The sequence below is a fragment of the Cellulomonas sp. JH27-2 genome (genome assembly GCF_014837175.1).
Classification (GTDB): Bacteria; Actinomycetota; Actinomycetes; order Actinomycetales; family Cellulomonadaceae; genus Cellulomonas.
The window spans coordinates 355,612-380,611 of record NZ_JACYFR010000002.1; the positions used below are offsets into that span (position 1 = coordinate 355,612).

A 25,000-nucleotide genomic window follows, 5' to 3' on the forward strand; every position below is an offset into this window, starting at 1 on the left:
GCGTCGGATCAGGCGCGTGCGACCTGCCAGCGGCCGAGCAGGGTGCCGTCGGCGTGCAGCAGGTGCCGGGCGACGAGGCGGCGCGGCGGGTCCAGCCAGTCGTCGGTGCGCAGGACGCGGGGGGCGGGGCCGCCGACGAGCAGCGGGCTCCAGGTCAGGCACAGCTCGTCGATCAGGTCAGCGGCGACGAGCTGGGCGAGCAGGCCCGGACCGCCCTCGGCCAGGACCCGGTGCAGCCCGCGCGCGGCCAGCGCGCTCAGGGCGGCGCCGAGGTCGACGTCGCGGCCGCTGCCCGTGGCGATCACGTGGTCGCCCCCGACGCGCCGGCGCAGCTCGGCCAGGTCCGGGCAGCCGGGCGTCGTGAGGACGAACGGCGGGCGGTCGGCATCGAGCAGCGCCGCCGGTACGGCTCCGCTGGCCGAGACGACGGCCAGCTCGAGCGGGTCGCGCAGACCGCGGCGGCGGCGCTCGGCGGCCAGGCTCGCGGGGACGTGGAGGGGCGTGTACCCCTCGTCGCGCGCGGTACCGGCCCCGACCACCACGACGTCGGCGAGTGCCCGCAGCACCTGGAAGATGCGGTTGTCGGCGGGGCCGTTGATCGAGCCGCTGACATCGTCGGGGCCGGTGCCCCCGCCGTCGACGGTGGACACCATGTTGGCGCGGACGTGTCGCGCCGGGGCGTCGTCGAACAGGGCGAGCAGCTCGGCCTCGTCGTCGCGCGGCTCGAACCTGCGGGCGCGGTCGACGGGTAGGAGCAGGTCGAGGGCGGGGGAGTCGGTCACCCGGGTCACGGTAGCGGCGGTGTGCGCCGCGGACACGGCGACGGTGGCACGCGAGTGCTCGTCGTCGGTCGTGTTCTGCCTTTCTGCCGAATAGCGGCAGGAATGCGGAGCGCGACTGTCGGCGTCTGCCTGAGGCGGATCTGCTGCGGGCAGATCCGGGGTCCGCGGAGGTGCTGGGCATGCGACGTTCGTCAGGTCGGCACCCACACCTGCACCTGGAGGACACCGTGCACCAGACGCTCGGCCGCACCGCGGCACCACCCACCCGCCCGTTCGACGACGACCTGTCGACGCGACTCCTGCACCAACGGATCGTGGTGCTGGGGCAGGAGGTCGACGACGCGGTCGCCAACCGCATCTGCGCCCAGCTCCTGCTCCTGTCCGCGGAGGACCCGCGGCGGGACGTCGCGCTGTACATCAACTCGCCCGGCGGCTCGATCAGCGCCGCCCTGGCGATGTACGACACGATGCGGCTGATCCCCAACGACGTCTCCACGCTGGCCATGGGGCTGGCCGCCAGCGCCGGGCAGTTCCTGCTCAGTGCGGGCACGCCCGGCAAGCGGTACGCCATGCGGCACGCGCGGGTGCTCATGCACCAGCCGTCGGGCGGCATCGGCGGCACGGCCGTGGACATCGCGATCCAGGCTCAGAACCTGGCCCACGTGAAGCGGACCATGCAGGAGCTCACCGCGGAGCACACGGGCCAGGACGTCGCGACGATCGAGCGCGACGCCGACCGCGACCGGTGGTTCACCGCGGTGGAGGCGCTGGAGTACGGGTTCGTCGACCGGGTGGTCGAGCATCTCGACGACGTGCGTCCCGATGCCGCGCGGAAGGTGGGGCTGTGATGAGCGGGCAGTACACGATCCCCGTGGTCGTCGAGCAGCGACCGCACGGCGAGCGGACGGCCGACGTCTACTCCCGGCTGCTGTCGGACCGGATCATCTTCCTCGGCACGGAGATCGACGACGGGGTGTCCAACGTGATCATCGCGCAGCTGCTGCACCTGGCCTCCGAGAGCCAGGAGTCGCCCATCCACCTCTACATCAACTCGCCGGGCGGCTCCATCACCGCGTTGCTCGCCGTCTACGACACCATCCGCTACATCAAGCCGCCGGTGGCGACGTTCTGCCTGGGCCAGGCGGCGTCCGCCGCGGCGGTGCTGCTGGCCGCCGGCACGCCGGGTCAGCGGCACGTGCTCGAGCACGCACGGGTGCTGCTGCACCAGCCGTCCGGAGGGGGAGAGGGCACGGCGGCGGACCTGGAGATCCAGGCGCGCGAGATCCTGCGGATGCGTGAGCAGGTGGAGGAGATCCTGGCGCGGCACACGGGGCAGCCGGTCGAGAAGCTGCGGCTCGACACGGACCGGGACCTGATCCTCACCGCCGAGCAGGCCGTGGCCTACGGGGTCGCGGACCGCGTCGTCGCGACGCTGAAGGAGGCCGCCGCCGCGTGACGCGCCCGGCGGCGGGCGCTGGTCGTTCGCCGCCGCGGGTCAGGCGGCAAGCAGAAGACCCGTCGCCGGGCCTCCCGTGGCGGACGCGGAGCGAACGGTGTGCTCGGCGGACGACGTGGCGGCGGCGAGGTCGACGACGATCCGGCCCTCGGCCTGAGCGAGCTGCGCGTGCGCTGCCCCGACGAGGTCGACGAGCCGCATTCCGAGCGCCCGGCAGATGGCGACGAGCACCTCCGACGACGCTTCCTTGCGTCCGCGCTCCACCTCGGACAGGTAGGCCAGTGACACGCGGGCGTCGTCGGCGACGTCCCGCAGCGTGCGTCCCTGCTCCTCACGGCGCTCGCGCAGGATGCCACCGACGAGGTGCCGCAGCAGCGGCTGATTGCGAACGAGCTCGATAGTCATGAAGCCTCCTGCCGGCGAGCGGGCAGTCTGCGCCCGTGCTGCCACGCTAGCGCGGCCGACGCTCAGGACGGTGCTCGTGCCTTCTGCCCAGAGCGGACACCTCACCATCGCGACCGCCCTGCGGGTGTCAGCTCGGGGAGAGAACGCCCGTCAGGGCGGCGACGTCGCCGACGACGACCACTGCCGGGTTGCCGACGCCTCGCTCCGCGGCGATCGCCGCGATCGTGGCCAGCGTTCCCGTCGTCGTGCGCTGCGTGGGCAGGGTGCCGTTCTCGACGACAGCCACCGGGGTGTGCGGGTCGCGGCCGTGCGCGACGAGCGCCGCGGCGTGGCCGGCGAGCTGCGCGACGCCCATGAGCAGGACCAACGTGCCCTCGAGCCGGGCGAGCGTCGCCCAGTCGGGCAGGGCGTCGTGCGCGGACAGCACCGTGAACTGGCGGGCCACGCCGCGATGGGTCACCGGGATGCCGGCCGCGCCGGGGACCGCGATGGCGCTGGTGACGCCGGGCACGACCTCGACCGGGACGCCGGCCTCGAGGCACGCGGCGAGCTCCTCGCCGCCGCGGCCCAGCACGAACGGGTCGCCGCCCTTGAGCCGCACGACCCGCAGGCCGGCCTGGGCCCGCTCCACGAGCACCGCGTTGATCTGCGTCTGCGTCAGGGTGTGCGCGTGCGGGGACTTGCCCGCCTCGATCACCTCGACCGATGCGTCCAGCTCGGCGAGCAGCGCGCGCGGCGCGAGACGGTCGACGACGACGACGTCGGCCTCGGCCAGCGCCCGGCGCCCCCGGGTCGTGATGAGCCCCGGATCGCCCGGGCCGCCGCCGACGAGGGTGACGTGGCCGGACCCGGCGCGGTGGCGGCGCACGGGCAGTGCACCGGTGTCGAGCAGCAGCGCGATCGCCGAGCGCAAGGCGGTCGCCCGACGCGGGTCGCCGCCCGCGGAGACGGCCACCGAGACGTCGCCGGAGCGGGCCACGGCCGCGCTCCAGGCGCTCGAGTCGGCGGCGGAGTCCGCGCGCACGCACCACAACCGCGCGGCGTGCGCGTCGGCCGCGACCTGGTCGTCCACCGCGCGGTCACCCGTCGCGGTGTGGACCAGCCAGGCGTCGTCGAGGTCGGTGCTGAGGTAGTCGCGCCGCACCCACGTCACCAGCGCGGAGGAGACCAGGTCGGCCAGGTCCTCGCAGATCGCGGGGGCGACCACCAGGACGTCGGCACCGTCGCCGACCAGCACCGAGGCTCGTCGGGCCGCGACCGGACCTCCGCCGACGACGACGACGCGCCGACCGGCGAGGTCCAGCCACAGCGGGTGCCGGTCGGTCATATCCCGGCCCCGGCCAACCAGTCGGAGTCGTTGCCCGCGGCCGGGTCCACCGGCACGAGCGCGTCGAGCAGCGTGCGTCCCACCATGCCGGCCGCGAGCGTCGCGCCGTCGGCCGGGTCGACGATCAGGAAGCCGCCCGTGCGTCGGTGCGTGGCGTACTCGTCGAGCGCGACCGGCTCGGCCAGCCGCAGGACGACGCGCCCGATGGCGTTCAGCCCCAGCGCGGAAGGCGCCGCGTCCGACGAGGTGTCCGTCGCGTCCACGGCGTGCAGCGTGTCCGTGCCGCGCCACTCCTCGACCGTCAGGCTGTCGACGTCGAGCCGCGCGTTGACCTCGCGCAGCAGTGCCCGGACTGTGCGCGTCCCGATGCGGACGAACACGCGCTGGCCCAGGACCGACCGCTTCTCGGCGAGCCAGCACACCGTGCCGACCAGGTCCTGCCCGGTCTGAGCGGGCACCGACGTGGGCACCAGCAGGTCCCCGCGGGAGATGTCGACGTCGTCCGCCAGGCGCAGCGTGACCGACAGCGGCGCGTGCGCCTCGTCGAGCGGTCCGTCGAACGTGTCGATGCCCATCACGCGGCTCGTCTTGCCCGACGGCAGGACGGTGAGCTCGTCGCCCACCCGGACCACGCCCGACGCGATGCGCCCGGCGTACCCCCGGTAGTCGGGGTGCTCGGCGTTGCGCGGGCGGATGACCACCTGCACGGGGAAGCGGAAGTCCTCCGTGCGCGGGTCGCGCAGCACGGGGACGGCCTCGAGGTGCTCGAGCAGCGTGGGCCCGGAGTACCAGGGGGTGCGTGAGGAGCGGTCCACGACGTTGTCGCCGTCGAGCGCGGACAGCGGCACCGCGACGACGTCCGTCAGGCCCAGGCCCGTGGCGTAGGACGTGAAGTCGTCGGCGATGGCCCGGAAGACGGCCTCGTCGAAGTCGACCAGGTCCATCTTGTTCACGGCCAGCACGACGTGCGGCACGCCCAGCAGCGCGGTGATCGTCGCGTGCCGGCGCGTCTGCTCCAGCACCCCCTTGCGCGCGTCGACGAGCACGATCGCGAGCTCGGCCGTCGAGGCGCCCGTCACCATGTTGCGCGTGTACTGCACGTGCCCCGGCGTGTCCGCCAGGACGAACGCGCGGGTCGCCGTGGAGAAGTAGCGGTAAGCGACGTCGATCGTGATGCCCTGCTCGCGCTCGGCCCGTAGGCCGTCGGTGAGGAGCGCCAGGTCGACCTGGCCGCCGCCGCGCGCCGCGGTCGCCGCCTCGACGGCGGAGAGCTGGTCGGCCAGGACCGACTTCGTGTCGTAGAGCAGGCGGCCGATCAGGGTCGACTTGCCGTCGTCGACGGACCCGGCCGTGGCCAGGCGCAGGAGGTCGCGCTGGGTGTGGTCGGCGGTCGTCGGCTCAGCACTCAACTGCGTCGTACCCATCAGAAGTAGCCCTCACGCTTGCGGTCCTCCATGGCGGCCTCGGAGGCCCGGTCGTCGGCGCGGGTGGCCCCGCGCTCGGTCAGGCGGCTCGCGCCGACCTCGGCGATCACCTCGGGCACGGTCGCCGCGGTCGACTCCACCGCACCCGTGCAGCTCATGTCACCCACCGTGCGGTAGCGCACGCGGCGGACCTCGAGCGTCTCCGACGGCTTCGGGCCGCCCCACTCGCCGGGCGCCAGCCACATGCCGTCGCGCAGGAACACCTCGCGGTCGTGGCTGTAGTAGATCGAGGGCAGGTCGATCTCCTCGCGCTCGATGTAGCGCCACACGTCCAGCTCGGTCCAGTTGGACAGCGGGAAGACGCGCACGTGCTCACCGGGCTTGTGCCGGCCGTTGTACAGGTCCCACAGCTCGGGCCGCTGGCGGCGCGGGTCCCACTGCCCGAACTCGTCGCGCAGCGAGAACATCCGCTCCTTGGCGCGCGCCTTCTCCTCGTCGCGCCGCCCGCCGCCGAACACCGCGTCGAACCGGTTGCTCGTGATGCCGTCCAGGAGCGGGACGGTCTGCAGCGGGTTGCGCGACCCGTCGGGGCGCTCGACGACGCGGCCGTCGTCGATGGCGTCCTGCACGCTCGCGACCACGAGCCGCAGGCCGTAGCGCGCCACGACGTCGTCGCGGTACTCGATGACCTCGGGGAAGTTGTGCCCGGTGTCGACGTGCATGAGCGTGAACGGCACCGGCGCGGGCCAGAAGGCCTTGCGCGCCAGGTGCAGCATCACGATCGAGTCCTTGCCGCCGCTGAACAGCAGCACCGGCCGCTCGAACTCGCCCGCCACCTCACGCATGACGTGGATGGCCTCCGACTCCAGCGCGTCCAGCTGGGTCAGCGTCGTCGTGCTGGTGGTCGTCATGTGTGCAGACCGCATTCCGTCTTGGAGGTACCGGACCAGCGTCCCGCGCGCGGATCCTCGCCGGGCGCGACGGCCCGCGTGCACGGCTCGCAGCCGATCGAGGCGTAGCCGGCCTGGCGCAGGGGGTTGAGCACGACGTGCTCCGCCTCGACGAAGGCATCGACGTCGTCCTGGGTCCACGCGGCCAGGGGGTTGAGCTTGACCTTGTTCCGCTTCTCGTCCCAGCCGACGACCGTGATGTCCGTGCGGGTGGGGGCGTCCTCGCGGCGCATGCCGGTCACCCACGCCGAGTAGGGCGCGAGGCCGCGCTCGAGCGGCTCCACCTTGCGCATGGCGCAGCACAGGTTGGGGTCGCGGTCGTGCAGGCGCGGACCGTGCTCGGCGTCCTGCTGCTCGACCGTGGTCAGCGGCAGGACCGTGCGCAGCGAGATGTCCGTGAAGTCGGCGTAGTAGTCGCGCGTGCCCAGCGTCTCGGCGAAGTGGTAGCCGGTGTCCAGGAAGATGACGTCGACGCCCGGCACGGCCTGCGCCGCCAGGTGCACCAGCACCTCGTCGCCCATCGACGACGCGACGACCAGGTCCTTGCCGAACGTGCGGCCGGCCCACTCCAGGATCTCGCGCGGGTGCGCCCCCTCGAGGTCGCGGCCCGCCTGCTCGGCCAGCTCACGCAGGTCGAGGGCGCTCGTGTGCGTGTCCAGGACGGTCATGACGGGACCCCTTTCAGGCCGACGAACCGCAGTGCGAAGACGCGCGCGCACGAGCGGCACTCCCACTCGCCGTGCTTCTCGCCGGCGGGGACCAGGTCCTCGTCGGCGCAGAAGGGGCAGTAGTAGGGCACCGCGCGCTGGCCGGACTCGCTCATCGCAGGTCCTCCTCGGCGGCTCGCTGGGTCCACTGGGCGAACAGCTCGCCCTCGGTGCGCTGCTCGTCGAAGCGTCGGGTGACGCGCTCGATGTAGTCGGGCAGCTCCTCGGCAGGAACGCGCAGGCCGCGCAGGGTCTTCCCAAGACCGCTGGTCAGGCCCAGACCGCCGCCCAGGTGCACCTGGTAGCCGTCCTCGCCGCCCGCGAGCGCGCCCTTGAGGCCGATGTCGGCCGTCTGGATGCGGGCGCACGAGTTGGGGCAGCCGTTGAGGTTGATGGTGATCGGCTGGTCGAACGTGGGCAGCCGGTCCTCGAGCTCGCCGACGAGCGCCGTGGCACGCGCCTTCGTCTCGACGATGGCGAGCTTGCAGAACTCGATGCCGGTGCACGCCATGGTGCCGCGGCGGAACGTGGACGCGGACCGCACGGCGAGGCCCAGGTCCTCGAGCCCCTCGACGAGCGGGTCGACGCGGTCGGCCGCGACGTCGAGCACGACGAGCTTCTGCTCGACCGTCAGGCGCAGACGGTCGGACCCGGCGGTCTCCATGAGGTCGGCGATGCCCGTGAGGATGTCGCCGGAGATGCGGCCGACGGTCGGGGCGACGCCGACGTAGAACTGCCCGTCGGCCTGCGGGTGGACGCCCACGTGGTCACGGCGGCCGGTCGGCGGCGGGGGCGGCTCGGGACCGTCGGGGAGCGTGAAGCCCAGGTACTCGCCCTCCAGCACCTCGCGGAACAGCTCCGGTCCCCAGTCCGCCACCAGGAACTTCAGGCGGGCGCGCGTGCGCAGCCGGCGGTAGCCGTAGTCGCGGAAGATGCTGACCACGCCCACCCAGACCTCGGGGATCTGCTCGAGCGTGACGAACGTGCCCAGGCGGACGCCGAGCTTGGGGTTGGTGGACAGGCCGCCACCCACCCACAGGTCGAAGCCGGGGCCGAGCTCGGGGTGCACCACGCCGACGAACGCGACGTCGTTGATCTCGTGCGCGACGTCGTGGTGCGGCGAGCCGGAGATGGCGGTCTTGAACTTGCGCGGCAGGTTGGAGAAGCGCGGGTCGCCGATGTAGTTGTCGACGATCGCGCGCACGGCCGGCGTGCCGTCGATGATCTCGTCGGCCGCGACGCCCGCGACGGGGGAGCCGAGCACGACGCGCGGGCAGTCGCCGCACGCTTCCTGGGTCGACAGGCCGACGGCCTCGAGCCGGCGCCAGATCTCGGGCACGTCCTCGACGCGGATCCAGTGCAGCTGGATGTTCTGCCGGTCCGTCACGTCGGCCGTGCCGCGGCCGAACTCGACCGAGATGCCGGCGATCGTGCGCAGCTGCTCGAGCGAGAGGGCGCCGCCGTCGCAGCGGACGCGCAGCATGAAGTACTCGTCGTCCAGCTCGTGCGGCTCGAGCGTGGCGGTCTTGCCGCCGTCGATCCCGGGCTTGCGCTGCGTGTACAGGCCCCACCAGCGCATCCGTCCGCGCAGGTCTTCGGGCGCGATCGAGGCGAAACCCTCCTTCGAGTAGGTCTCCTCGATGCGGGCGCGCACGTTCAGCGCGTCGTCGTCCTGCTTGAACTGCTCGTTGCCGTTGAGGGCCTCACGCTGGTCGAAGGCCCACTGGCCTTCGTTGCGTGCTGCGGGTGGGGCGATCCGGGTCTGCGCCATGTGGCGCTACCTCCGAGGGGGTTCGTGGACGTGCGTCTGCGCCTGGCACCCGGATGAACCGGGCGCTCGCTTCGGGCGCGGACCGCGCGCCCTGATGGGGGGTGGGGGCGAGGTCAGATGCTCCGCAGACAGCGGCACATGCACATGCCGGCAGCCGCGTCGACGGCACAACAGTGCCGACACGCACGCTCGAACCCGGACGTCATCACTCGCACAGCCTGTCACGCGAACTGCCACCCGAGAACCAGGCTTCCGCATGATGAGATCCTCTGCTCGAAGTCTGGACTTCCGCCCGATCGACGTAGGCTGGGCGATCGTGACTTCTGAGCAGGACGTGTCCGCGCCCCCTCTCGCGGGGCACGTCGTGGCGTCCCTCGTCGGACGACGACCGCAGGTCCCCACCGCGCGGCTGCTGGCCGAGCTCGTGCCGCCGCGCCACTTCGCGGATGCGTCGTTCGACACCTACGTGCCCGACACCGCGCACCCGTCGCAGGCCGCCACGGTCGCGCGACTGCGTTCCGCGGCCGACGAGATCCGCGGCGGCGGCAAGGGTGGCCTGCTGCGGCGCCGGCGCCGGCCGGTGGCGGTCTACCTGGACGGCGGGTTCGGCGTCGGCAAGACCCACCTGCTCACCTCGCTCGCGCACGCCGTCGGCGACGCCGCGTACGGCACGTTCGTCGAGTACACCAACCTGGTGGGCGCGCTCGGGTTCCTCCCGACGGTCGAGGCCCTCGCCACCCGCCGCCTGGTCTGCATCGACGAGTTCGAGCTCGACGATCCGGGCGACACCGTCCTCATGTCGCGCCTGCTGCGCGAGCTCGCCGACCGCGGCGTGGCGCTGGCGGCGACGTCCAACACGCTGCCGGGCTCGCTGGGCGAGGGGCGGTTCGCCGCCGACGACTTCCTGCGCGAGATCCAGGCGCTGTCGGACCGGTTCGAGGTGCTGCGCGTCGACGGTGAGGACTATCGGCACCGCTCGGTGGTCACGGACGCGGACGGCCTGCCGCAGGACGTCGTGGTCGCCGGCGTCGACGGGCGCGCAGACGCGACGCTCGACGACTTCGGAGCGCTGCTCGACCACCTGGCGACCGTCCACCCGAGCCGCTACGGCGCCCTGCTGGACGGCGTCGGCCTCGTCGGGCTCACCGGCGTGCACGCGGTCCCGACGCAGGACGTCGCGCTGCGCCTCGTGGTGCTCGTCGATCGTCTCTACGACCGTGACGTGCCCGTGCTGCTGGGCGGTGCGGGGGAGCGCGCGCTGTTCTCCGAGGCGATGCTGGCCGGCGGCTACCGCAAGAAGTACTACCGCGCACTGTCGCGGCTCGGGTCGCTCGCCGCCGACGGGCAGGCCCTCCTCGCCGGATAGCGTGGTCGCCATGACGAACCTCGACGGGTACGTGGCGGGCATGACGTGGGGCTGGACCGGCGTGCGGGGCACGTGGGGCGGCGCCGAGGCGGAGCAGTCGATGGACCTCATGGTCGAACGGCTGGGCGTGACGTGGACGGCGATCACGTTCGGCGCCCTGCAGGACACCGCGCAGTCGACGCAGATCCACTTCCACGACGAGCCGACGGTCACCGACGACGAGGTGCGCTGGGCGATCCGCGCCGCGAAGGCTCGGGGCCTGAAGGTCGTGCTCAAGCCCGTCGTCAACGTCGCCGACGGCACGTGGCGCGCCCACATCAACTTCTTCGACGTCGACGTCCCGCCCGAGCCGAAGTGGTCGCAGTGGTTCGCGTCGTACACCGAGTTCGTCGTCCACCACGCCCGCATCGCGGCCGACGAGGGCGTCGAGATGCTCTGCATCGGCTGCGAGATGGTGCAGAGCGACCGCCGGGCCGACGAGTGGCGCGCGCTGGTCGCCGCCGTGCGCGAGGTCTACGACGGGCTGGTCACGTACAACTGCGACAAGTACCAGGAGGACCACGTGACCTGGTGGGACGCTGTCGACGTGATCTCGTCGTCCGGCTACTACCCGGCGGGGGACTGGGAGAACCAGCTCGACCGGATCGCTCCCGTCGTCGCCGCTCACGGCAAGCCGTTCTTCTTCATGGAGGCCGGCTGCTCCAGCCGGGTCGGCTCGCCGGACCTGCCCAACGACTGGAACCTCGCGGGTGAGCCGTCGCAGCAGGCGCAGGTCGAGTGGTACGCCGCGGCGTTCACCGCGTGCGCCAGCCGGCCGTGGGTGCGGGGGTTCATGCTCTGGGACTGGCCGGCCCGCCTGTACGACGAGGCCGACGCGGCGACGAACGACGACTACTGCATGTTCGGCAAGGCCGCCGAGGCGACCGTGCGCGAGGGGTTCGCCCGGGCCGTCGGGAGCTGAGCTCGGCTCCCGACGGCAGTCGACGGCAAAGCTCTACTGCCAGAACCCCGCGACGCTCGCAGCCAGGTCGTGCCCCTGGTCGTGCCCCGCGCGAGCGGCGTCGGGCCGCAGCGACAGCTCCATGCCGCGCTCTCCGAACAGGTGCTCGGCGTCCGGCGTGGGGAACACCGTGAGCACCTCGCTGCCGCCCGCGCGCAGCGCGTCGACCTGCGTCTGCAGGTGCGTTCCCCAGGCGAACGGGTGCAGCGACCTGCCGCCGAACGGCGACAGCACGAGCACGCGGGCCGCACCCGCGGCGAGGTCCGCGTTCTCCGCGTTGGCCCGGTAGCCGCCGTCGATGTAGAGCTCGTCGCCGATCCGGTACGGCAACCCGCTCGAACAGCTGGCGGCGACGGCGTCGACCACGTCGACGCCGCTGTCGCGGTCGAACGTGACGGGCTGACCGCTGCGGGCGTCGACGGCCGTGACGAGCACCCGTCGCTCCGGCCACCGCGCGCCGGGCAGCCGCGCGGCGACGGTCGAGCGCCACCGCGGCGCCCAAAACCCGTCGGCGCTCGCGTCGAGCTCGAGCGCCGCCGCGCCCATCCGGCGGCGGAAGTCGGTGATGTCCGACGAGGCCGCGATGGTCGCGTGCAGCCGCTGCAGCTGGTCGGGCACGGGGCGGCCCGGGTTGCGGCGTGGACCGGGTGGTGCGCCGGTCGGTCGGTGCCGGTCGGGGGCGGTCAGGGCGGCTGCGTACAGCTCGGGCAGGGGGGTGCCGACGACCTGGGCGGCCGCGGTCGACCCGGCCGAGGTGCCGATCGTCAGGTCGGCGGCCGTCACGTCGACGCCGGCCTCCGCCAGGCCGGCCAGGAGGCCGATCAACCAGGCGTTGCCGGTCGACCCGCCTCCGCCGAGGACGAGGGCCCGCTCGGGAGCGGGTGAGGAAGATGAGGAGCTCATGCCGATCGCCTCTCGCGATGGGTGGTTCGGCGCTCCCGGTCGGCTGCGTCAGCCGTGGATCGTGGACTTCGGGAGAGCGCCTGTGATGGACACTGCGTGCATCGGGCTCACCTCCTCCGGTCGGATCACGATCGAGGCGACGCTACCACCCACCTCGTCGCACCTCGCACCCTTTTCCCGGCGCCCCCGTCCCGGGCTCGATGCTCAGCCCAGCGGGAGGATCTCGTCGGTCAGGTGGTTCGGGGTGCCGAATCGGTGTGCGGTGATGCTGACGGCCTGCTCGCGCAGGAACGGGAGCAGCTCGACCCGACCGGACTCGGTCGCCTCGTGGTCCCACACGGCGACGTCCGGGCGGCCCCCGGTCGCCTCGACGAGCGACGACGCGGGCGCGCCGAGGAGCCGGACGCGGCCGCCGGCCAGGGCGCCGACGCGGGTCTGCCACGCGGCCTCGTCCTCGACGTGGACCTCGTCGGCCACGGCCCTGACGGCATCGGCCAGCTCGCGGGGAAGCACGACGGCGGTCGAGACGACGATCCGTGCGCGGGCCGCCGACGCGGCGGCGACGACACGGGCGAGCGCCGCCGCGGCATGGTCGGCGAGCCGTACGAGCACCGGGTCGCCGTAGGGCAGGTGCCGCAGCACGTTGCGCTCGGCCGTGAGCCCCGTGACGTCGTCGGCGGCGAAGCGCGTCGCGAGCGCGAGGGCGTCGCTGCGCGCGCCACGCTCGACGAAGGCGCTGTCGTGGTCGTCGAGCGAGGCGAAGCAGGCCGTCACGACCGCGAGGGCGCCCGCATCGAGGATCGACGAGCCGTCCTGCGCCGGTGCGGGCGACCACGTGCCCAGGCCGTCGAGGTAGCTGGGGCCACCCGCCTTGGTGCCCGGTCCCACCGCCGAGCGCTTCCAGCCGCCGAACGGCTGGCGGCGCACGATCGCGCCCGTGATGCCGCGGTTCACGTAGAGGTTGCCGGCCTGGATCGAGCCGAGCCACGTGTCGATCTCCGCCGGGTCCAGCGAGTGCAGCCCGGCCGTGAGTCCGTAGTCGACGTCGTTCGCGACGGCGATCGCCTCGGGCAGGTCGTCGGCCGTCATGACGGACAGCACGGGGCCGAAGTACTCGGTGAGGTGCGACGGCGCGCCACGGCGGACCCCCGTCCGTACGCCCGGGCTCCACAGCCGGCCGCTGACGTCGAGGCGGCGCGGCTCGAGAGCCCAGCGCTCGCCTGGCGCCAGGCGGGTCAGGCCGTCGAGCAGCTTGCCGGCAGCGGGCTCGATGACCGGGCCGACCTGCGTGCGCGGGTCGTCGGGATAGCCGACGACGAGCGAGGAGGCCGCGTCGAGGAGCTGGTCGTGGAAGCGTCGCGACCGGGCCACCGAGCCGACGAGGATGACGAGCGACGCTGCCGAGCACTTCTGCCCGGCGTGCCCGAAGGCGGAGGCCACGACGTCCTTGACCGCCAGGTCCAGGTCGGCGCTCGGCGTCACGATGATCGCATTCTTGCCGCTCGTCTCGGCCAGCAGCGGCAGGTCGGGGCGGAGCTCGCGGAAGAGGGCGGCGGTCTCGTAGGCGCCGGTGAGGATCACGCGGTCCACCCCCGGGTGGGCGACGAGCTCGCGGCCCAGGTCTTGCTCGTCGACCTGCACCAGGCGGAGCACGTCGCGCGGGACGCCTGCCGCCCAGAGCACGTCGGCCAGGACCGCCCCGCACCGCTCCGCCGGGCCGGCGGGCTTGAGGACGACGGCGGAGCCGCTGGCCAGCGCCGCGAGCGTCGAGCCGGCAGGGATCGCGACGGGGAAGTTCCACGGCGGCGTCACCAGCGTGAGCCGTGCGGGGGAGAACCGGGCGCCGTCCACGTGCTCGAGCTCGCGGGCCAGCTCGGCGTAGTAGTGCGCGAAGTCGATGGCCTCGCTCACCTCCGGGTCGCCCTGGTCGATCGTCTTGCCCGTCTCCGACGCCATCACCTCGAGCAGCTCGCCGCGGCGCGCCTCCAGGGCGTCGGCGGCGCGGTGCAGGACGGCCGCGCGCTCGTCCGCGGGCAGCGCGCCCCACGCGACGGCCGCCGCCCGGGCACCCTCGACGGTCTCGTCGACCTGCGCGGCCGACGTCAGGCGCGCGGCCTCGATCACGTCCAGCCCCAGCGTCGAGGACGGGACGCGGGCGAGCACGTCCGCGGCCCAGGCGCGGTTGGTCCCGACGGCGGGGTCCGTGTCCGGGGTGCTGGCGAACCGCCCGGGGCCGGGCGTCGCGGCGCCGGCAGCGAACCGCTCGCCCGTGCGGTGGGTGCTCGGCACGTCCTCGTCGAGCGCGGCGACGGAGGCCAGGAAACGGTCCCGCTCGCGGGCGAAGAGCTCCGGGTCGGCGTCGAGCTGGAAGACCGCGGACATGAAGTTGTCGCTGGACGCGCCCTCCTCGAGGCGCCGGATCAGGTAGGCGATCGCGACGTCGAACTCGCGGGGGGCCACGACGGGTGTGTAGAGCAGGAGGCCGCCGACCTCGCGTCGCACCACCTCCGCCTGCCCGGGCGCCATCCCGAGCAGCATCTCGAACTCGACCGCGTCGCGGACGTCGCGCCGGCCGGCCAGCTGCCACGCCCAGGCGACGTCGAACAGGTTGTGACCCGCGACGCCGAGCCGGACGTTCGCGGCGCGCTCGGGGTGCAGGGCGTAGTCCAGGACGCGCTTGTACTGGGTGTCGGACTCGCGCTTGGAGTGCCAGGTCGCGAGAGGCCAGCCGTGCACGTCGGCCTCGACGTGCTCCATCGGCAGGTTGGCCCCCTTGACGAGCCGGACCTTGATCGCGGCGCCCCCACGAGCCCGGCGGGCCGCGGCCCACGTCTGCAGCCGCTGCATGGCGGCGAGCGAGTCGGGCAGGTAGGCCTGCAGGACGATCCCGGCCTCGAGCCCGAGCAGCTCGGGCTGGTCGAGCAGGCGCGTGAAGACCTCGATCGTGACGTCGAGGTCCTTGTACTCCTCCATGTCCAGGTTGATGAACTTGGGGGTGGGGGACGCGGCGGCGTACCGGTAGAGCGGCTCGAGCTGCTCGACGGTGTGCTCGACCGCGGCGTCGAACGCCCACGGGTTGTGCGGCGCGACGGTCGAGGAGACCTTGATGGAGACGTAGTCGACGTCGTCGCGCGCGAGCAGGCGGCGTGTGCCCGCGAGGCGGCGCTCGGCCTCGTGCTGCCCCAGGACGGCCTCGCCCAGCAGGTTGATGTTGAGCCGCACGCCGGGACGTCGCAGGCGGGAGACGGAGTGGCCCAGCCGGCGGTCGGTCGCGTCGACGACCAGGTGCCCGACGAGGTGTCGCAGCACGCGGCGAGCGGCGGGGACGACGACCTGCGGGGCCACCACGGAGACGGCGCCGCCGACGCGCAGCAGGGTGCGCTGCACGGGGGTGAGGAAGCCCGGGCAGTGGCGAGCCAGCGAGCGCAGCCGGCGTGCGGCGACGTGCACGTCCTCGGGTCGGACCACGCCGTCGACGAAACCGACGACGAAGTCGAGCCCGTCCGGGTCCTCGAGGGCAGCGGCGAGCTGTGCCGCGGAGCCGTCCGCGGGGTGCGCGGCCGCCTCGGTCAGCCAGCGTTCGACGAGGGCGACGGCCTCGGCCGCGAGCGCGGGGTCCGTGGCGTCGGTGGTGACGGGGCGGCTGAGCGACGAGGGGGGAGTCATGGTGCCGGCGGTTCCTTCGATCACGTGCCCGCGCGCGGGCAGCGAGGCATCGGATCACCCCGCTCCGGCCAGTATGCGACCGGCACAGTCGTCAGGTACAGCGATGAATCAGGCACCATATGCGTCAGTAGAACTGATGAATTGGCCGGCCTTGAGTCAGCACGACGCGCTCATGCCGGAGGCGTCAGGATGGTCACCGACGGTGCGCTCACGCGCAGGACGCCGGGCGACGTCCGGACCGGCTCGCCCCACGACGCGGCCACGACGAGGTCGTCGGCGTCGGGCACGGTCACCTGAGCCTCGGCGTCGCCGAGCGCGAGGACCACCCGCGCGCGGCCGCGGTGCAGTACGAGGACCCCGCGCCAGGGGCCGTCGGCGTCGTCGGGCCCGTCCCATGTCAGGTCGGTCGCCGCGAGGTCGCCGGACGCGAGTTCGGGGACCGAGCGTCGCAGGGCGATCAGCAGCCGGTACCAGTCGTGCAGCGCGGCTCTCTCCGGGTCGTCGATCTCGCCACGGACCAGGCGGCTGCCCTCGAACGTGGACCGCGCGCCCGGATCGGGGATCTGCGCGTCCGGCCCGTACAGCGCGGCCCACCCGTGGCCGCCGAACTCGCCGCGCCTGCCCTCGCGCACGGCGCGGGCCAGCTCGGGGTCGGGGTGGTCGGCGAAGTACTGCCACCGGGTGCGCGCACCCCACTCCTCACCCATGAAGAGCATCGGCGTGAAGGGGGAGAGCAGCAGCAGCGCCGCCTCGACCGCCAGCGCACCGACCGGCAGGCGTTCGGAGGGTCGGTCGCCCAGGCCACGGTTGCCCACCTGGTCGTGGTTCTGCACGCTGACGACGAAGCGGTGGCCGTCGGTGCCCGCCGGGACGGGCGCCCCCCACGGCACGCCGCGGAACGTCGACAGGGTCCCGTCGTGGACGAATGCGCCGGTCAGGGCCTTGCGGAGGGTCGGGGCGGAGCCGAAGTCGACGTAGTAGCCGTGCCGCTCGCCGGTCACGAGGGCGTGGATCGCGTGATGGACGTCGTCGGCCCACTGCCCGGTCATGCCCCAGCCGCCGTCCGCCGTGGCGGCGATGCTGACGGGGTCGTTGAGGTCGGTCTCCGCGACGAGCGCGAGCGGCCGCCCCAGCGAGGCCGACAGGGCTGCGACCTCGTCGGACAGCTGCGCGAGGACGTGCTGGTCGGAGTCGTCGCGCAGCTCGTGCACGGCGTCGAGGCGCAGGGCGTCCACGTGGAAGTCGGTGAACCAGCGCAGCGCGGAGCCGACCACCCAGCGACGCACCTCGTGCGAGCCGTCGGCGTCGAGGTTGACGGCGTCGCCCCACGGTGTCTGGTGCGTCGACGTGAAGTACGGCCCGAACGCCGACAGGTAGTTGCCGGACGGGCCCAGGTGGTTGTGCACGACGTCCAGGCAGACGCCCAGGCCGCGGGCGTGCGCCTCGTCGACGAAGTGCTGCAGCGCGGCCGGGCCCCCGTAGACCTCGTGCACCCCGTACGGGTCGACCCCGTCGTAGCCCCAGCCGAACTCCCCGTCGAAGGGGGCGAGCGGCAGGAGCTCGACGACGTCGACGCCTAGCGAGACGAGGTCGTTCAGGTGCTCGACGGCGGCCGCGAGCGTCCCGGCGGCCGTGAACGTCCCGACGTGCAGCTCGTACAGCACGCGACCGCGCACGTCGACTCCCGCCCAGTCCGAGCGCCAGGTGTATCGCATCGCGTCGAAGACGCGGCTGGGCGCGTGCACGCCGCGCGGCTGCCACGCGCTGCGCGGGTCGGGCCGAGGATCGCCGCCGTCCACGCTGAACGCATAGTCGGTCCCGTGCGGCAGGTCGACGTCGTGCGTCCACCACCCACCACCGTCGGCGACCAGCGCACGGCGCTCGTCGCTCAGCACCACCTCCACGCGCCCCGCGCCCGGCGCCCACACGCGGGGCAGCATCAGAACACCTCCCGCACCAGCAGGGCGACGGGCAGGCGGTCCAGCAGGTCGGCCACCGGGACGACTCCGCCGTCGACCACCCGGTCGGTGAGCACGTCGTGCCAGCTCCCCTCCGGGAGTGCGACGGTGTGCTCGCCCCAGCCGCCCAGGCGTTCGAGGGCGGCACCCAGACGGGTCGCGACGACGGCCACCCGCGGCTCGCCGTCGACCGTGCGGGCGAACGTCAGGGCGTTCCCCGCGGAGTGCGCGAGCGGCAGGAACCCGGCGCCCGGCCCCACGAACGCGTCAGCCAGGTCGCGGCGCACCCGCAGCGCCCGCGACGTGACCAGCAGCTTCTCGTCGTCCAGGTCTCGCGGGCCGGCACCGTCGTCCAGCCGCTCCAGCCGGGCGGCGAGCGCGGCCACCTCGACCGGACGCCGGTTGTCGGGGTCCACCAGCGCGACGGCCGTCGCCTCGGTGCCCTGGTAGACGTCGGCGACGCCCGGCAGGGTGAGCTGGACCAGCTTGGTCCCCAGCGTCGCCGCCCGAACCGCGGCGCGGGTCCGGGCCTCCCACGCGGTGAACAGCTCGACGACGGCCTCGTCGGCGACCGCGTTGCGGGCCAGGTCGAGGACGGCCGTCTCGTACTCCTCGTCGGGCGCCGTCCACGTGGTCCTGTCCTTCGCCTCGCGCATCGCCTTGACCAGGTACTGCTCGAGGCGCTCGACCGCGAGCGGCCCGTCGGCGGCCCACGTGCCCGCCAAGGTCTGCCACAGCAGGTACTCGGTGCGGCCGTCCACCAGGCCGCTGCGGTACCGGACGGATGCGGCACGCAGGTCGCGCACCAGCGCCGACCACTCGCGCGGCAGCTCGCTGAGCACGCCCATCCGGGTGCGGGTGTCCTCGCTGCGCTTGGTGTCGTGGGTCGACAGCGTCGTCATGCCGTACGGCGTGGTGTGCTGCGCGCGCGCGGCCCACGCCATGAGCTCGGTGGGCGTCAGCGCGAAGCGCTCGGGCGCCCCGCCCACCTCGCACAGCGCGGACAGGTGGGTCCAGCGGTAGAACGTGGTGTCCTCGACGCCCTTGGCCATGACCGCGCCGCACGTCTGCTGGAACCGGACGACGAGCTCGTCGCGCCGGTGCCCGCGGGTCCGCCCCGCGCTGCCGACCTCGCGCCCGAGCAGCAGGTCGACCAGCACGTCCATGGTCGCGCCACGCTCCGGGCTCAGGTGGGCGCGCGCCTCGTCGGCCGCCGACGTCAGGACCTCGATCCCCTGGGCGCGCGGCGTCTGACCCGGCACCACGTAGGCGCGGTAGCGGTCGAACGCGACCAGCAGCTCGATCAGGCAGTCCTCGAGCGCGCGGAACGTGTGGTCGCGCAGGCGCAGGTCGTCGCGGCAGATGTCCGCAGCGAGCGACGTCAGGCGGTGCACCTCGGCGTACAGCGGACCGTCGACGATCTCGCGCTTGGCCCGGTTGGCCATGTCCTCGAAGCCGTCCGAGGCGTCGCCGGTGACGCGGTGCATGAGCCCGGCCAGGTCGGCCGCACCGCCCGGGTCGACGAACGTCTGCTGCACCCGCCAGAGCGCCTCGTACCCCGTGCTGCCCGCCGTGTCCCAGTCGCCGGGCAGCTCCTCGTCGCCCTCCAGGATCTTCTCGACGACCACCCATGCGCCGTCGCTGTGCTGCCGCAGCCGGGCCAGGTAGCCGGCCGGGTCGGCCAGGCCGTCGGGGTGGTCGATGCGCAGGCCGTCGATCGTGCCGTCGCGCAGCAGGTCCAGGACCAGGGCGTGCGTCGCGTCGAAGACCTCCGGGTCCTCGACGCGGATCGCCACCAGGGTGCCGACGTCGAAGAAGCGGCGGTAGTTGAGCTCCTCGTCGGCCACGCGCCAGTAGGCCAGCCGGTAGTGCTGGCGCTCGACCAGCTCGGCCAGTCCCAGCGCCTCCGTGCCGGGACGGATGGGGAACACGTGGTCGAAGTACCGCAGCACGGGCGTCACGCCGAGGCCGGGGATCTCGACCTCGTCGCGCGTGATCTGCCCCTCCGCCAGGACCGTCCCGATGCGGTCGCCCAGCACGGGCGCCAGCAGCGCCCCGTCACCGGCCGACCAGTCGACGTCGAACCAGTGCGCGTACGGCGACTCCGGCCCCTGCGCCATCACCGACCACAGCGGCGCGTTGTGCCACACGGGCGTGGGGACCGCCATGTGGTTGGGCACGATGTCGAGGACCAGCCCCAGGCCGTGGGCGTGAGCCGCGTCGGCGAGGCGGCGAAGGCCGTCGATGCCGCCGAGCACGGGGGAGACCTCGTCGTGGTCGACGACGTCGTACCCGTGCGTGGAGCCCGGTGCGGCCGTCAGGATCGGCGACAGGTACACGTGCGTGACCCCGAGCAGGGCGAGGTACGGCACACGCGCCGCGACGTCGTCGAACGTGAGGTCGGCGCCCAGCTGGACGCGGTAGGTGCTGACGGGCACCGGCCGGCCCGCCGCCGGGATGCGGCGGGACGCGACCGTCCACTGCTCGGTCATGCGTTCTTCGGGTTCTTGGCGCGGCTGCGGCGCTGGGGCTTGTCGGCAGGCTTCCCGTCGGCCGGCTGTTCGTCGGTCACGGCCTCGTCGCCCGGCGACGTACCGACCGTGCGGTGCTCGGGGTTCTGCTTGGCGGCCCGCTCCGACTCCCGCGCGGCGGCCGCGAGGGCGCCCGACGAGTACGACGGCACCGGCTCGACCGGGGGACGCGTCAGCACGACGACGGAGCTCCTGGCCAGCGTCACCTCGCTGCCGGCCTCGGCCGTCGCGCCGATCGGCACCTGCGAGTCGGTGTCCAGCACCGCGGTCCACGTCTGCCCGTACTCCGCGTCGGGCAGCGTGAACGTCGCCGGCTCCGGCTGGCCGTTGAAGAGCACCAGGAACGAGTCGTCGACGATCTGCTCGCCGCGCAGGTCGGGCTCGGCGATCGCGTCGCCGTTGAGGAACACCTGGACCGCCCGGGCCTGGCTGTTCTGCCAGGCGTCGTCCTCCATGTGCGTGCCGCCCGGGTTGAGCCACGCGATGTCGCGCAGCTCGGACTCCCCGCCGTGCTCGGGCGAGCCGGCGAAGAACCGGCGCCGCCGGAACACCGGGTGCTCGCGGCGCAGGCGCACGACCTCCCGGGTGAACTCGAGCATCGTCGTCTGCGCGTCGCCCAGGTCCCAGTCCATCCACGACAGCTCGCTGTCCTGGCAGTACACGTTGTTGTTGCCCTGCTGGGTCCGGCCGATCTCGTCGCCGTGGGCGATCATCGGGATCCCCTGCGACAGCAACATCGTGGCCATGAAGTTGCGCTGCTGACGGCCCCGGAGCTTGAGGATCTCCGGGTCGTCCGTCGGTCCCTCCGCGCCGCAGTTCCACGAGCGGTTGAAGCTCTCGCCGTCGCGGTTGCCCTCGCCGTTGGCCTCGTTGTGCTTCTCGTTGTAGGAGACGAGGTCGGCCAGCGTGAACCCGTCGTGCGCGACCACGAAGTTGACGCTCGCGATGGGCCGGCGTCCCGTGTGCTCGTAGAGGTCCGACGAGCCCGACAGGCGGCTGGCGAACTCGCCGAGCGTGGAGGGCTCGCCGCGCCAGAAGTCGCGCACGGTGTCGCGGTACTTGCCGTTCCACTCCGACCACAGCGGCGGGAAGCCGCCCACCTGGTAGCCGCCGTCGCCGATGTCCCAGGGCTCCGCGATGAGCTTGACCTGGCTGACGATCGGGTCCTGGTGGACCAGGTCGAAGAACGCCGACAGCCGGTCGACCTCGTGGAACTGCCGGGCCAGCGTCGCGGCCAGGTCGAACCGGAAGCCGTCGACGTGCATCTCGGTGACCCAGTACCGCAGCGAGTCCATGATCAGCTGCAGCACGTGCGGGGAGCGCATGAGCAGCGAGTTCCCGGTGCCGGTCGTGTCGAAGTAGTGCGACAGGTCCTCGTCGACGAGCCGGTAGTAGTTGGCGTTGTCGATCCCGCGGAAGCTGATGGTCGGGCCCATGTGGTTGCCCTCGGCGGTGTGGTTGTAGACCACGTCGAGGATGACCTCGATGTCCGCCGCGTGCAGCTCCTTGACCATCGCCTTGAACTCCTGCACCTGCTGGCCGGGGAGCTTGAAGGCCGAGTAGGCGTTGTGCGGGGCGAAGAACCCGATCGTGTTGTAACCCCAGTAGTTGGACAGCCCCTGCTCGCGCAGGTGGGTGTCGTCGACGAACTGATGGACCGGCATCAGCTCGACGGCCGTGACCCCCAGCGCCTTGAGGTGCGCGATGACCGCCGGGTGCGCCATGCCCGCGTAGGTGCCGCGCAGCTCCTCGGGCACGGCCGGGTGCTGCTGCGTCAGACCCTTGACGTGCGCCTCGTAGACGACCGAATCGTGGTACTCGTGGCGCGGTGCACGGTCCTGACCCCAGTCGAAGTACGGGTTGATGACGACCGACGTCATGGTGTGGCCCGCGGAGTCGTCGTCGTTGCGTGCGTCGTTGTCGTCGAACTGGTAGCTGAACAGCGACGCGTCGCCGTCGATCTGACCGTCGATGGCCTTCGCGTACGGGTCCAGCAGCAGCTTGGCCGGGTTGCAGCGGTGCCCCGCGGCCGGGTCGTACGGGCCGTGCACGCGGAAGCCGTAGCGCTGCCCCGGCTGCACCGCGGGCAGGTAGCCGTGCCAGACGAACGCGTCGACCTCCGGCAGGTCGACACGGGTCTCGGTGCCGTCCTCGTCGAACAGGCACAGCTCTACGCGGTCGGCGACCTCGGAGAAGAGCGCGAAGTTCGTACCGCTTCCGCTGTACGTCGCGCCGAGCGGGTAGGGGCGTCCAGGCCAGATCAACATGGGCCAAGGGTGCCAGCCCCATGTTTCCGGCGCCCGCCCAGTGCGCGCCCGCACCGGGTGATGACCGACACGGCGCCCGCGGTTGCGGAACCGGTCGCGACCTGGTGCGCTGCCAGACAGCGCGCCCGTGCGGGGCGCCGGCGAAGGGCGGGGCCGTGGCGGGACGCGTGGTGGTGGTCGGCGGGGGACTGGCGGGGGCGAAGACGGTCGAGGCGCTGCGCGACGGCGGGCACGACGGCGGCATCGTGCTCCTCGAGGCAGGCGACGAGCTGCCCTACGAGCGGCCACCGCTGTCCAAGGGCTACCTGCAGGGGTCCGACGAGCGCGACTCCGTCTTCGTGCACGACGCCGACTGGTACGCCGACCATGACGTCGAGCTCCACCTCGACGTGCAGGCCACCGCGCTCGACCTCGCCGGACGCGACGTCATCGACACGTCCGGGACCCGGCACGGCTTCACCCACGTCGTCCTCGCCACCGGCAGCGCACCCCGCCCGCTCGACGTCCCCGGCGCCGACCTCCTCGGCGTCGCGCGCCTGCGGACCCTGGCGGACGCCGACCGGCTGCGCGCGTCGCTGCAGAGCGCGTCCCGTGTCGTCGTCGTGGGAGGCGGGTGGATCGGCCTCGAGGTCGCGGCCGCCGCACGGGCGGCGGACTGCGAGGTGACCGTCGTGGTCAGGGACGAGTTCCCGCTGCGCTCGGTCCTCGGCGACCGGATGGCCGCGCTGTTCGCCGACCTGCACCGCGCCCACGGGGTGGACCTGCGCACCTCGGCCGAGGTGTCGCGGATCCTTGCCGCCGGCGACGGTGCGCACGTCGGGGGCGTGGCGCTCGCGGACGGCACCGTGGTGGACGCCGACCTCGTCGTGGTCGGGGTCGGTGCCGCGCCTCGTGTGGACCTGGCGCGCGACGCGGGTCTGCTGGTCGACGACGGCGTCGTGGTCGACGCGCACCTGCGTTCGTCGGACCAGCACGTGCTGGCCGTCGGGGACATCGCCCGGGCCGAGCACCCGTTTCTCGGTACCCACGTACGGGTCGAGCACTGGGCCACCGCGCTCAACCAGCCTGCGACGGCCGCGGCCACGATCCTGGGCCGCGACGAGCCCTACGACAAGCTGCCGTACTTCTTCTCCGACCAGTACGACCTCGGCATGGAGTACGTCGGCTGGACCGGGCACGGGTTCGACGACGTCGTGGTCCGCGGCGACGAGTCCGGACGCGAGCTGATCGCGTTCTGGACCCACGGCGGCCGGGTCGTCGCCGGCATGAACGTGAACGTGTGGGATGTGGTCGAGGACGTGGAGCGGCTCATCCGGTCGCGCGCTGTCGTGGAGCCGGCCCGGCTCGCCGACCCGGACATCCCCCTGGCCGACCTGGTCTGACGGTCAGACCGCGTGGGTCCGGGCGACGGCCCGGCGCACCACCTCGTCGTCGTCGGCTCCCTGCGCGCGCCACGCCTGCTGCTGGATCGCACCGTTCCCGCGGCGCAGCACCGTTGCCGCGTGCCGCTGCACCCACTCGAGGTCGCCCGCCTCGGCGAGGGCCTTGCCGACGTGGCTCAGCAGCTCACCGACCACGACGGCGGCCGGGCGGGGGAGACCGTCGACGGGGCTCACCAGGTCACCCGTGAGGCCGGAGCGCGCGGCCCGCCACGTCGCTGTGCGCAGGAGCTCCGCGCGCGGCTGCGGCACGATCGGTCCGGTCGCGAGCGCGGTCTCGGCGAGCGCGCGGACCAGGGCGGCCTGGAGCACGGCGTCCTCGGCGTCGAGGCACACGTCGGCGACCCGGACCTCCACGGTGGGGTACCGCGAGGAGAGGCGCGCGTCGAAGTACACCATGCCGTCGTCGACGATCGTGCCGGACTCCAGCAGGGCCTCGATGGCCCGATGGTAGCCGGCCGCGTCGCCGAACGGGGCGGTCGGGCCGGCCGTCGGCCAGCGTCCCCACACCTGTGAGCGGTAGCTGGCGTAGTCGCTGTGCGAGCCCTGCCAGGCCGGGCTGTTCGCGCTGAGCGCCAGCAGCACGGGCGTCCAGCGGCGCATGCCGTCGAGGACCTGCACGCCCTGCTCGTCGTCGTCGACCTCCACGTGCACGTGGCAGCCGCAGGTGAGCTGCTCGGCCGCCGTCATGCCGAACCGCGACCGGATCTCCTGGGCGCGACGGTCCGGGATCACGGTGGACTCCACCGCCTGCGGTGCGGTCCCGAGCGCGACCGCACGCGCGCCCGCCTGCTGGGCGAAGGAGTCCACCCGTGCACGCCCGCCGCGGACCTCGTCGAGCAGCTCGCCGAGCAGCGTGCGCGGCGGCGTGGACGTCTCGATCTGCTCGCGCTTGAACTCCTTCTCGACGTCGCCGCCGGGTTCCACCGACGGCTCGTCGCGCACCTGCGCGGCGTGCCACAGGACGGTCGGGGCGACCGCCGTCGGGTGCCCCTCGGGGGTGACCAGCAAGAACTCTTCCTCGATGCCCATGCTCCGCATCGGGCAA

19 protein-coding genes are annotated in these 25,000 nt (G+C 73.2%); 5 read left to right on the forward strand and 14 right to left on the reverse strand.

Annotated elements, in window-relative coordinates; translation table 11 throughout:
* Window positions 1-8: 8 nt before the first annotated feature.
* Window positions 9-782 (reverse strand): dihydrofolate reductase family protein, encoded by a 774-nt coding sequence (locus IC607_RS06570; protein ID WP_191786284.1) that lies wholly within the window; start codon window positions 780-782, stop codon window positions 9-11.
* A gap of 179 nt (window positions 783-961) precedes the next feature.
* On the opposite strand from IC607_RS06570, the gene IC607_RS06575 reads away from it, so the two are divergent.
* Both IC607_RS06575 and IC607_RS06580 read left to right on the forward strand, forming a co-directional pair.
* Window positions 962-1,630 (forward strand): ClpP family protease, encoded by a 669-nt coding sequence (locus tag IC607_RS06575; RefSeq protein WP_225224567.1) that lies wholly within the window; start codon window positions 962-964, stop codon window positions 1,628-1,630.
* Window positions 1,630-2,238 (forward strand): ClpP family protease, encoded by a 609-nt coding sequence (locus tag IC607_RS06580; RefSeq protein ID WP_191786286.1) that lies wholly within the window; start codon window positions 1,630-1,632, stop codon window positions 2,236-2,238. Before IC607_RS06575 ends, IC607_RS06580 begins: the two co-directional genes overlap by 1 nt.
* A 39-nt stretch (window positions 2,239-2,277) precedes the next feature.
* Here the strand turns inward: IC607_RS06580 and IC607_RS06585 are convergent, their stop codons facing one another.
* The 7 genes from IC607_RS06585 to IC607_RS06615 form a co-directional block, all read right to left on the reverse strand.
* A complete protein-coding gene (locus IC607_RS06585) occupies window positions 2,278-2,643 on the reverse strand; it encodes a helix-turn-helix domain-containing protein (protein WP_191786288.1) in 366 nt (121 codons plus the stop codon).
* Window positions 2,644-2,770: 127 nt separating this feature from the next.
* Window positions 2,771-3,970 (reverse strand): uroporphyrinogen-III C-methyltransferase, encoded by a 1,200-nt coding sequence (cobA, locus tag IC607_RS06590; protein ID WP_191786290.1) that lies wholly within the window; start codon window positions 3,968-3,970, stop codon window positions 2,771-2,773.
* Complete coding sequence (locus tag IC607_RS06595; RefSeq protein ID WP_191786292.1) at window positions 3,967-5,394, reverse strand: sulfate adenylyltransferase subunit 1; 1,428 nt, start codon at window positions 5,392-5,394, stop codon at window positions 3,967-3,969. The genes cobA and IC607_RS06595 overlap by 4 nt, the downstream gene beginning before the upstream one ends.
* The gene (gene cysD / locus IC607_RS06600) at window positions 5,394-6,305 is read right to left on the reverse strand and encodes a sulfate adenylyltransferase subunit CysD (RefSeq protein WP_255502273.1); all 912 of its coding nucleotides are present in this window, start codon (window positions 6,303-6,305) and stop codon (window positions 5,394-5,396) included. Before cysD ends, IC607_RS06595 begins: the two co-directional genes overlap by 1 nt.
* Window positions 6,302-7,012, reverse strand: coding sequence for a phosphoadenylyl-sulfate reductase (locus IC607_RS06605; protein WP_191786296.1), 711 nt, complete (start codon window positions 7,010-7,012; stop codon window positions 6,302-6,304). Before IC607_RS06605 ends, cysD begins: the two co-directional genes overlap by 4 nt.
* Window positions 7,009-7,167, reverse strand: coding sequence for a hypothetical protein (locus tag IC607_RS06610; protein WP_191786298.1), 159 nt, complete (start codon window positions 7,165-7,167; stop codon window positions 7,009-7,011). The genes IC607_RS06605 and IC607_RS06610 overlap by 4 nt, the downstream gene beginning before the upstream one ends.
* Window positions 7,164-8,822 (reverse strand): nitrite/sulfite reductase, encoded by a 1,659-nt coding sequence (locus tag IC607_RS06615; protein ID WP_191786300.1) that lies wholly within the window; start codon window positions 8,820-8,822, stop codon window positions 7,164-7,166. Before IC607_RS06615 ends, IC607_RS06610 begins: the two co-directional genes overlap by 4 nt.
* A gap of 316 nt (window positions 8,823-9,138) precedes the next feature.
* On the opposite strand from IC607_RS06615, the gene zapE reads away from it, so the two are divergent.
* Together zapE and IC607_RS06625 are read left to right on the forward strand one after the other, a co-directional pair.
* Window positions 9,139-10,188: a cell division protein ZapE gene (zapE, locus tag IC607_RS06620; protein ID WP_370526055.1), complete on the forward strand. Its 1,050-nt coding sequence runs from the start codon at window positions 9,139-9,141 to the stop codon at window positions 10,186-10,188.
* A gap of 10 nt (window positions 10,189-10,198) precedes the next feature.
* Window positions 10,199-11,149 (forward strand): 1,4-beta-xylanase, encoded by a 951-nt coding sequence (locus IC607_RS06625; protein ID WP_191786302.1) that lies wholly within the window; start codon window positions 10,199-10,201, stop codon window positions 11,147-11,149.
* A gap of 33 nt (window positions 11,150-11,182) precedes the next feature.
* On the opposite strand, the gene IC607_RS06630 is transcribed toward IC607_RS06625, so the two are convergent.
* The 5 genes from IC607_RS06630 to glgX all read right to left on the reverse strand — a co-directional run bounded on the left by IC607_RS06630 (window position 11,183) and on the right by glgX (window position 22,513).
* A complete protein-coding gene (locus IC607_RS06630; RefSeq protein ID WP_191786304.1) occupies window positions 11,183-12,091 on the reverse strand; it encodes a patatin-like phospholipase family protein in 909 nt (302 codons plus the stop codon).
* Between the two features lie 204 nt (window positions 12,092-12,295).
* A complete protein-coding gene (locus IC607_RS06635; protein ID WP_191786306.1) occupies window positions 12,296-15,757 on the reverse strand; it encodes a bifunctional proline dehydrogenase/L-glutamate gamma-semialdehyde dehydrogenase in 3,462 nt (1,153 codons plus the stop codon).
* 170 nt (window positions 15,758-15,927) lie between these two features.
* Window positions 15,928-17,697 carry a malto-oligosyltrehalose trehalohydrolase gene (treZ, locus tag IC607_RS06640; RefSeq protein WP_191786308.1) on the reverse strand — a complete coding sequence of 590 codons (1,770 nt, stop codon included), beginning with the start codon at window positions 17,695-17,697 and terminating at the stop codon, window positions 15,928-15,930.
* Complete coding sequence (gene treY, locus IC607_RS06645) at window positions 17,697-20,207, reverse strand: malto-oligosyltrehalose synthase (protein WP_191786310.1); 2,511 nt, start codon at window positions 20,205-20,207, stop codon at window positions 17,697-17,699. Before treY ends, treZ begins: the two co-directional genes overlap by 1 nt.
* A complete protein-coding gene (gene glgX / locus IC607_RS06650; protein WP_191786312.1) occupies window positions 20,204-22,513 on the reverse strand; it encodes a glycogen debranching protein GlgX in 2,310 nt (769 codons plus the stop codon). Before glgX ends, treY begins: the two co-directional genes overlap by 4 nt.
* A 155-nt stretch (window positions 22,514-22,668) precedes the next feature.
* On the opposite strand from glgX, the gene IC607_RS06655 reads away from it, so the two are divergent.
* Window positions 22,669-23,895, forward strand: coding sequence for an NAD(P)/FAD-dependent oxidoreductase (locus IC607_RS06655; protein ID WP_370526056.1), 1,227 nt, complete (start codon window positions 22,669-22,671; stop codon window positions 23,893-23,895).
* Between the two features lie 3 nt (window positions 23,896-23,898).
* Here the strand turns inward: IC607_RS06655 and IC607_RS06660 are convergent, their stop codons facing one another.
* On the reverse strand, window positions 23,899-24,993 hold the full coding sequence (locus IC607_RS06660; RefSeq protein WP_370526057.1) for a glutamate--cysteine ligase: 1,095 nt from the start codon (window positions 24,991-24,993) through the stop codon (window positions 23,899-23,901).
* Between the last annotated feature and the right edge of the window lie 7 nt (window positions 24,994-25,000).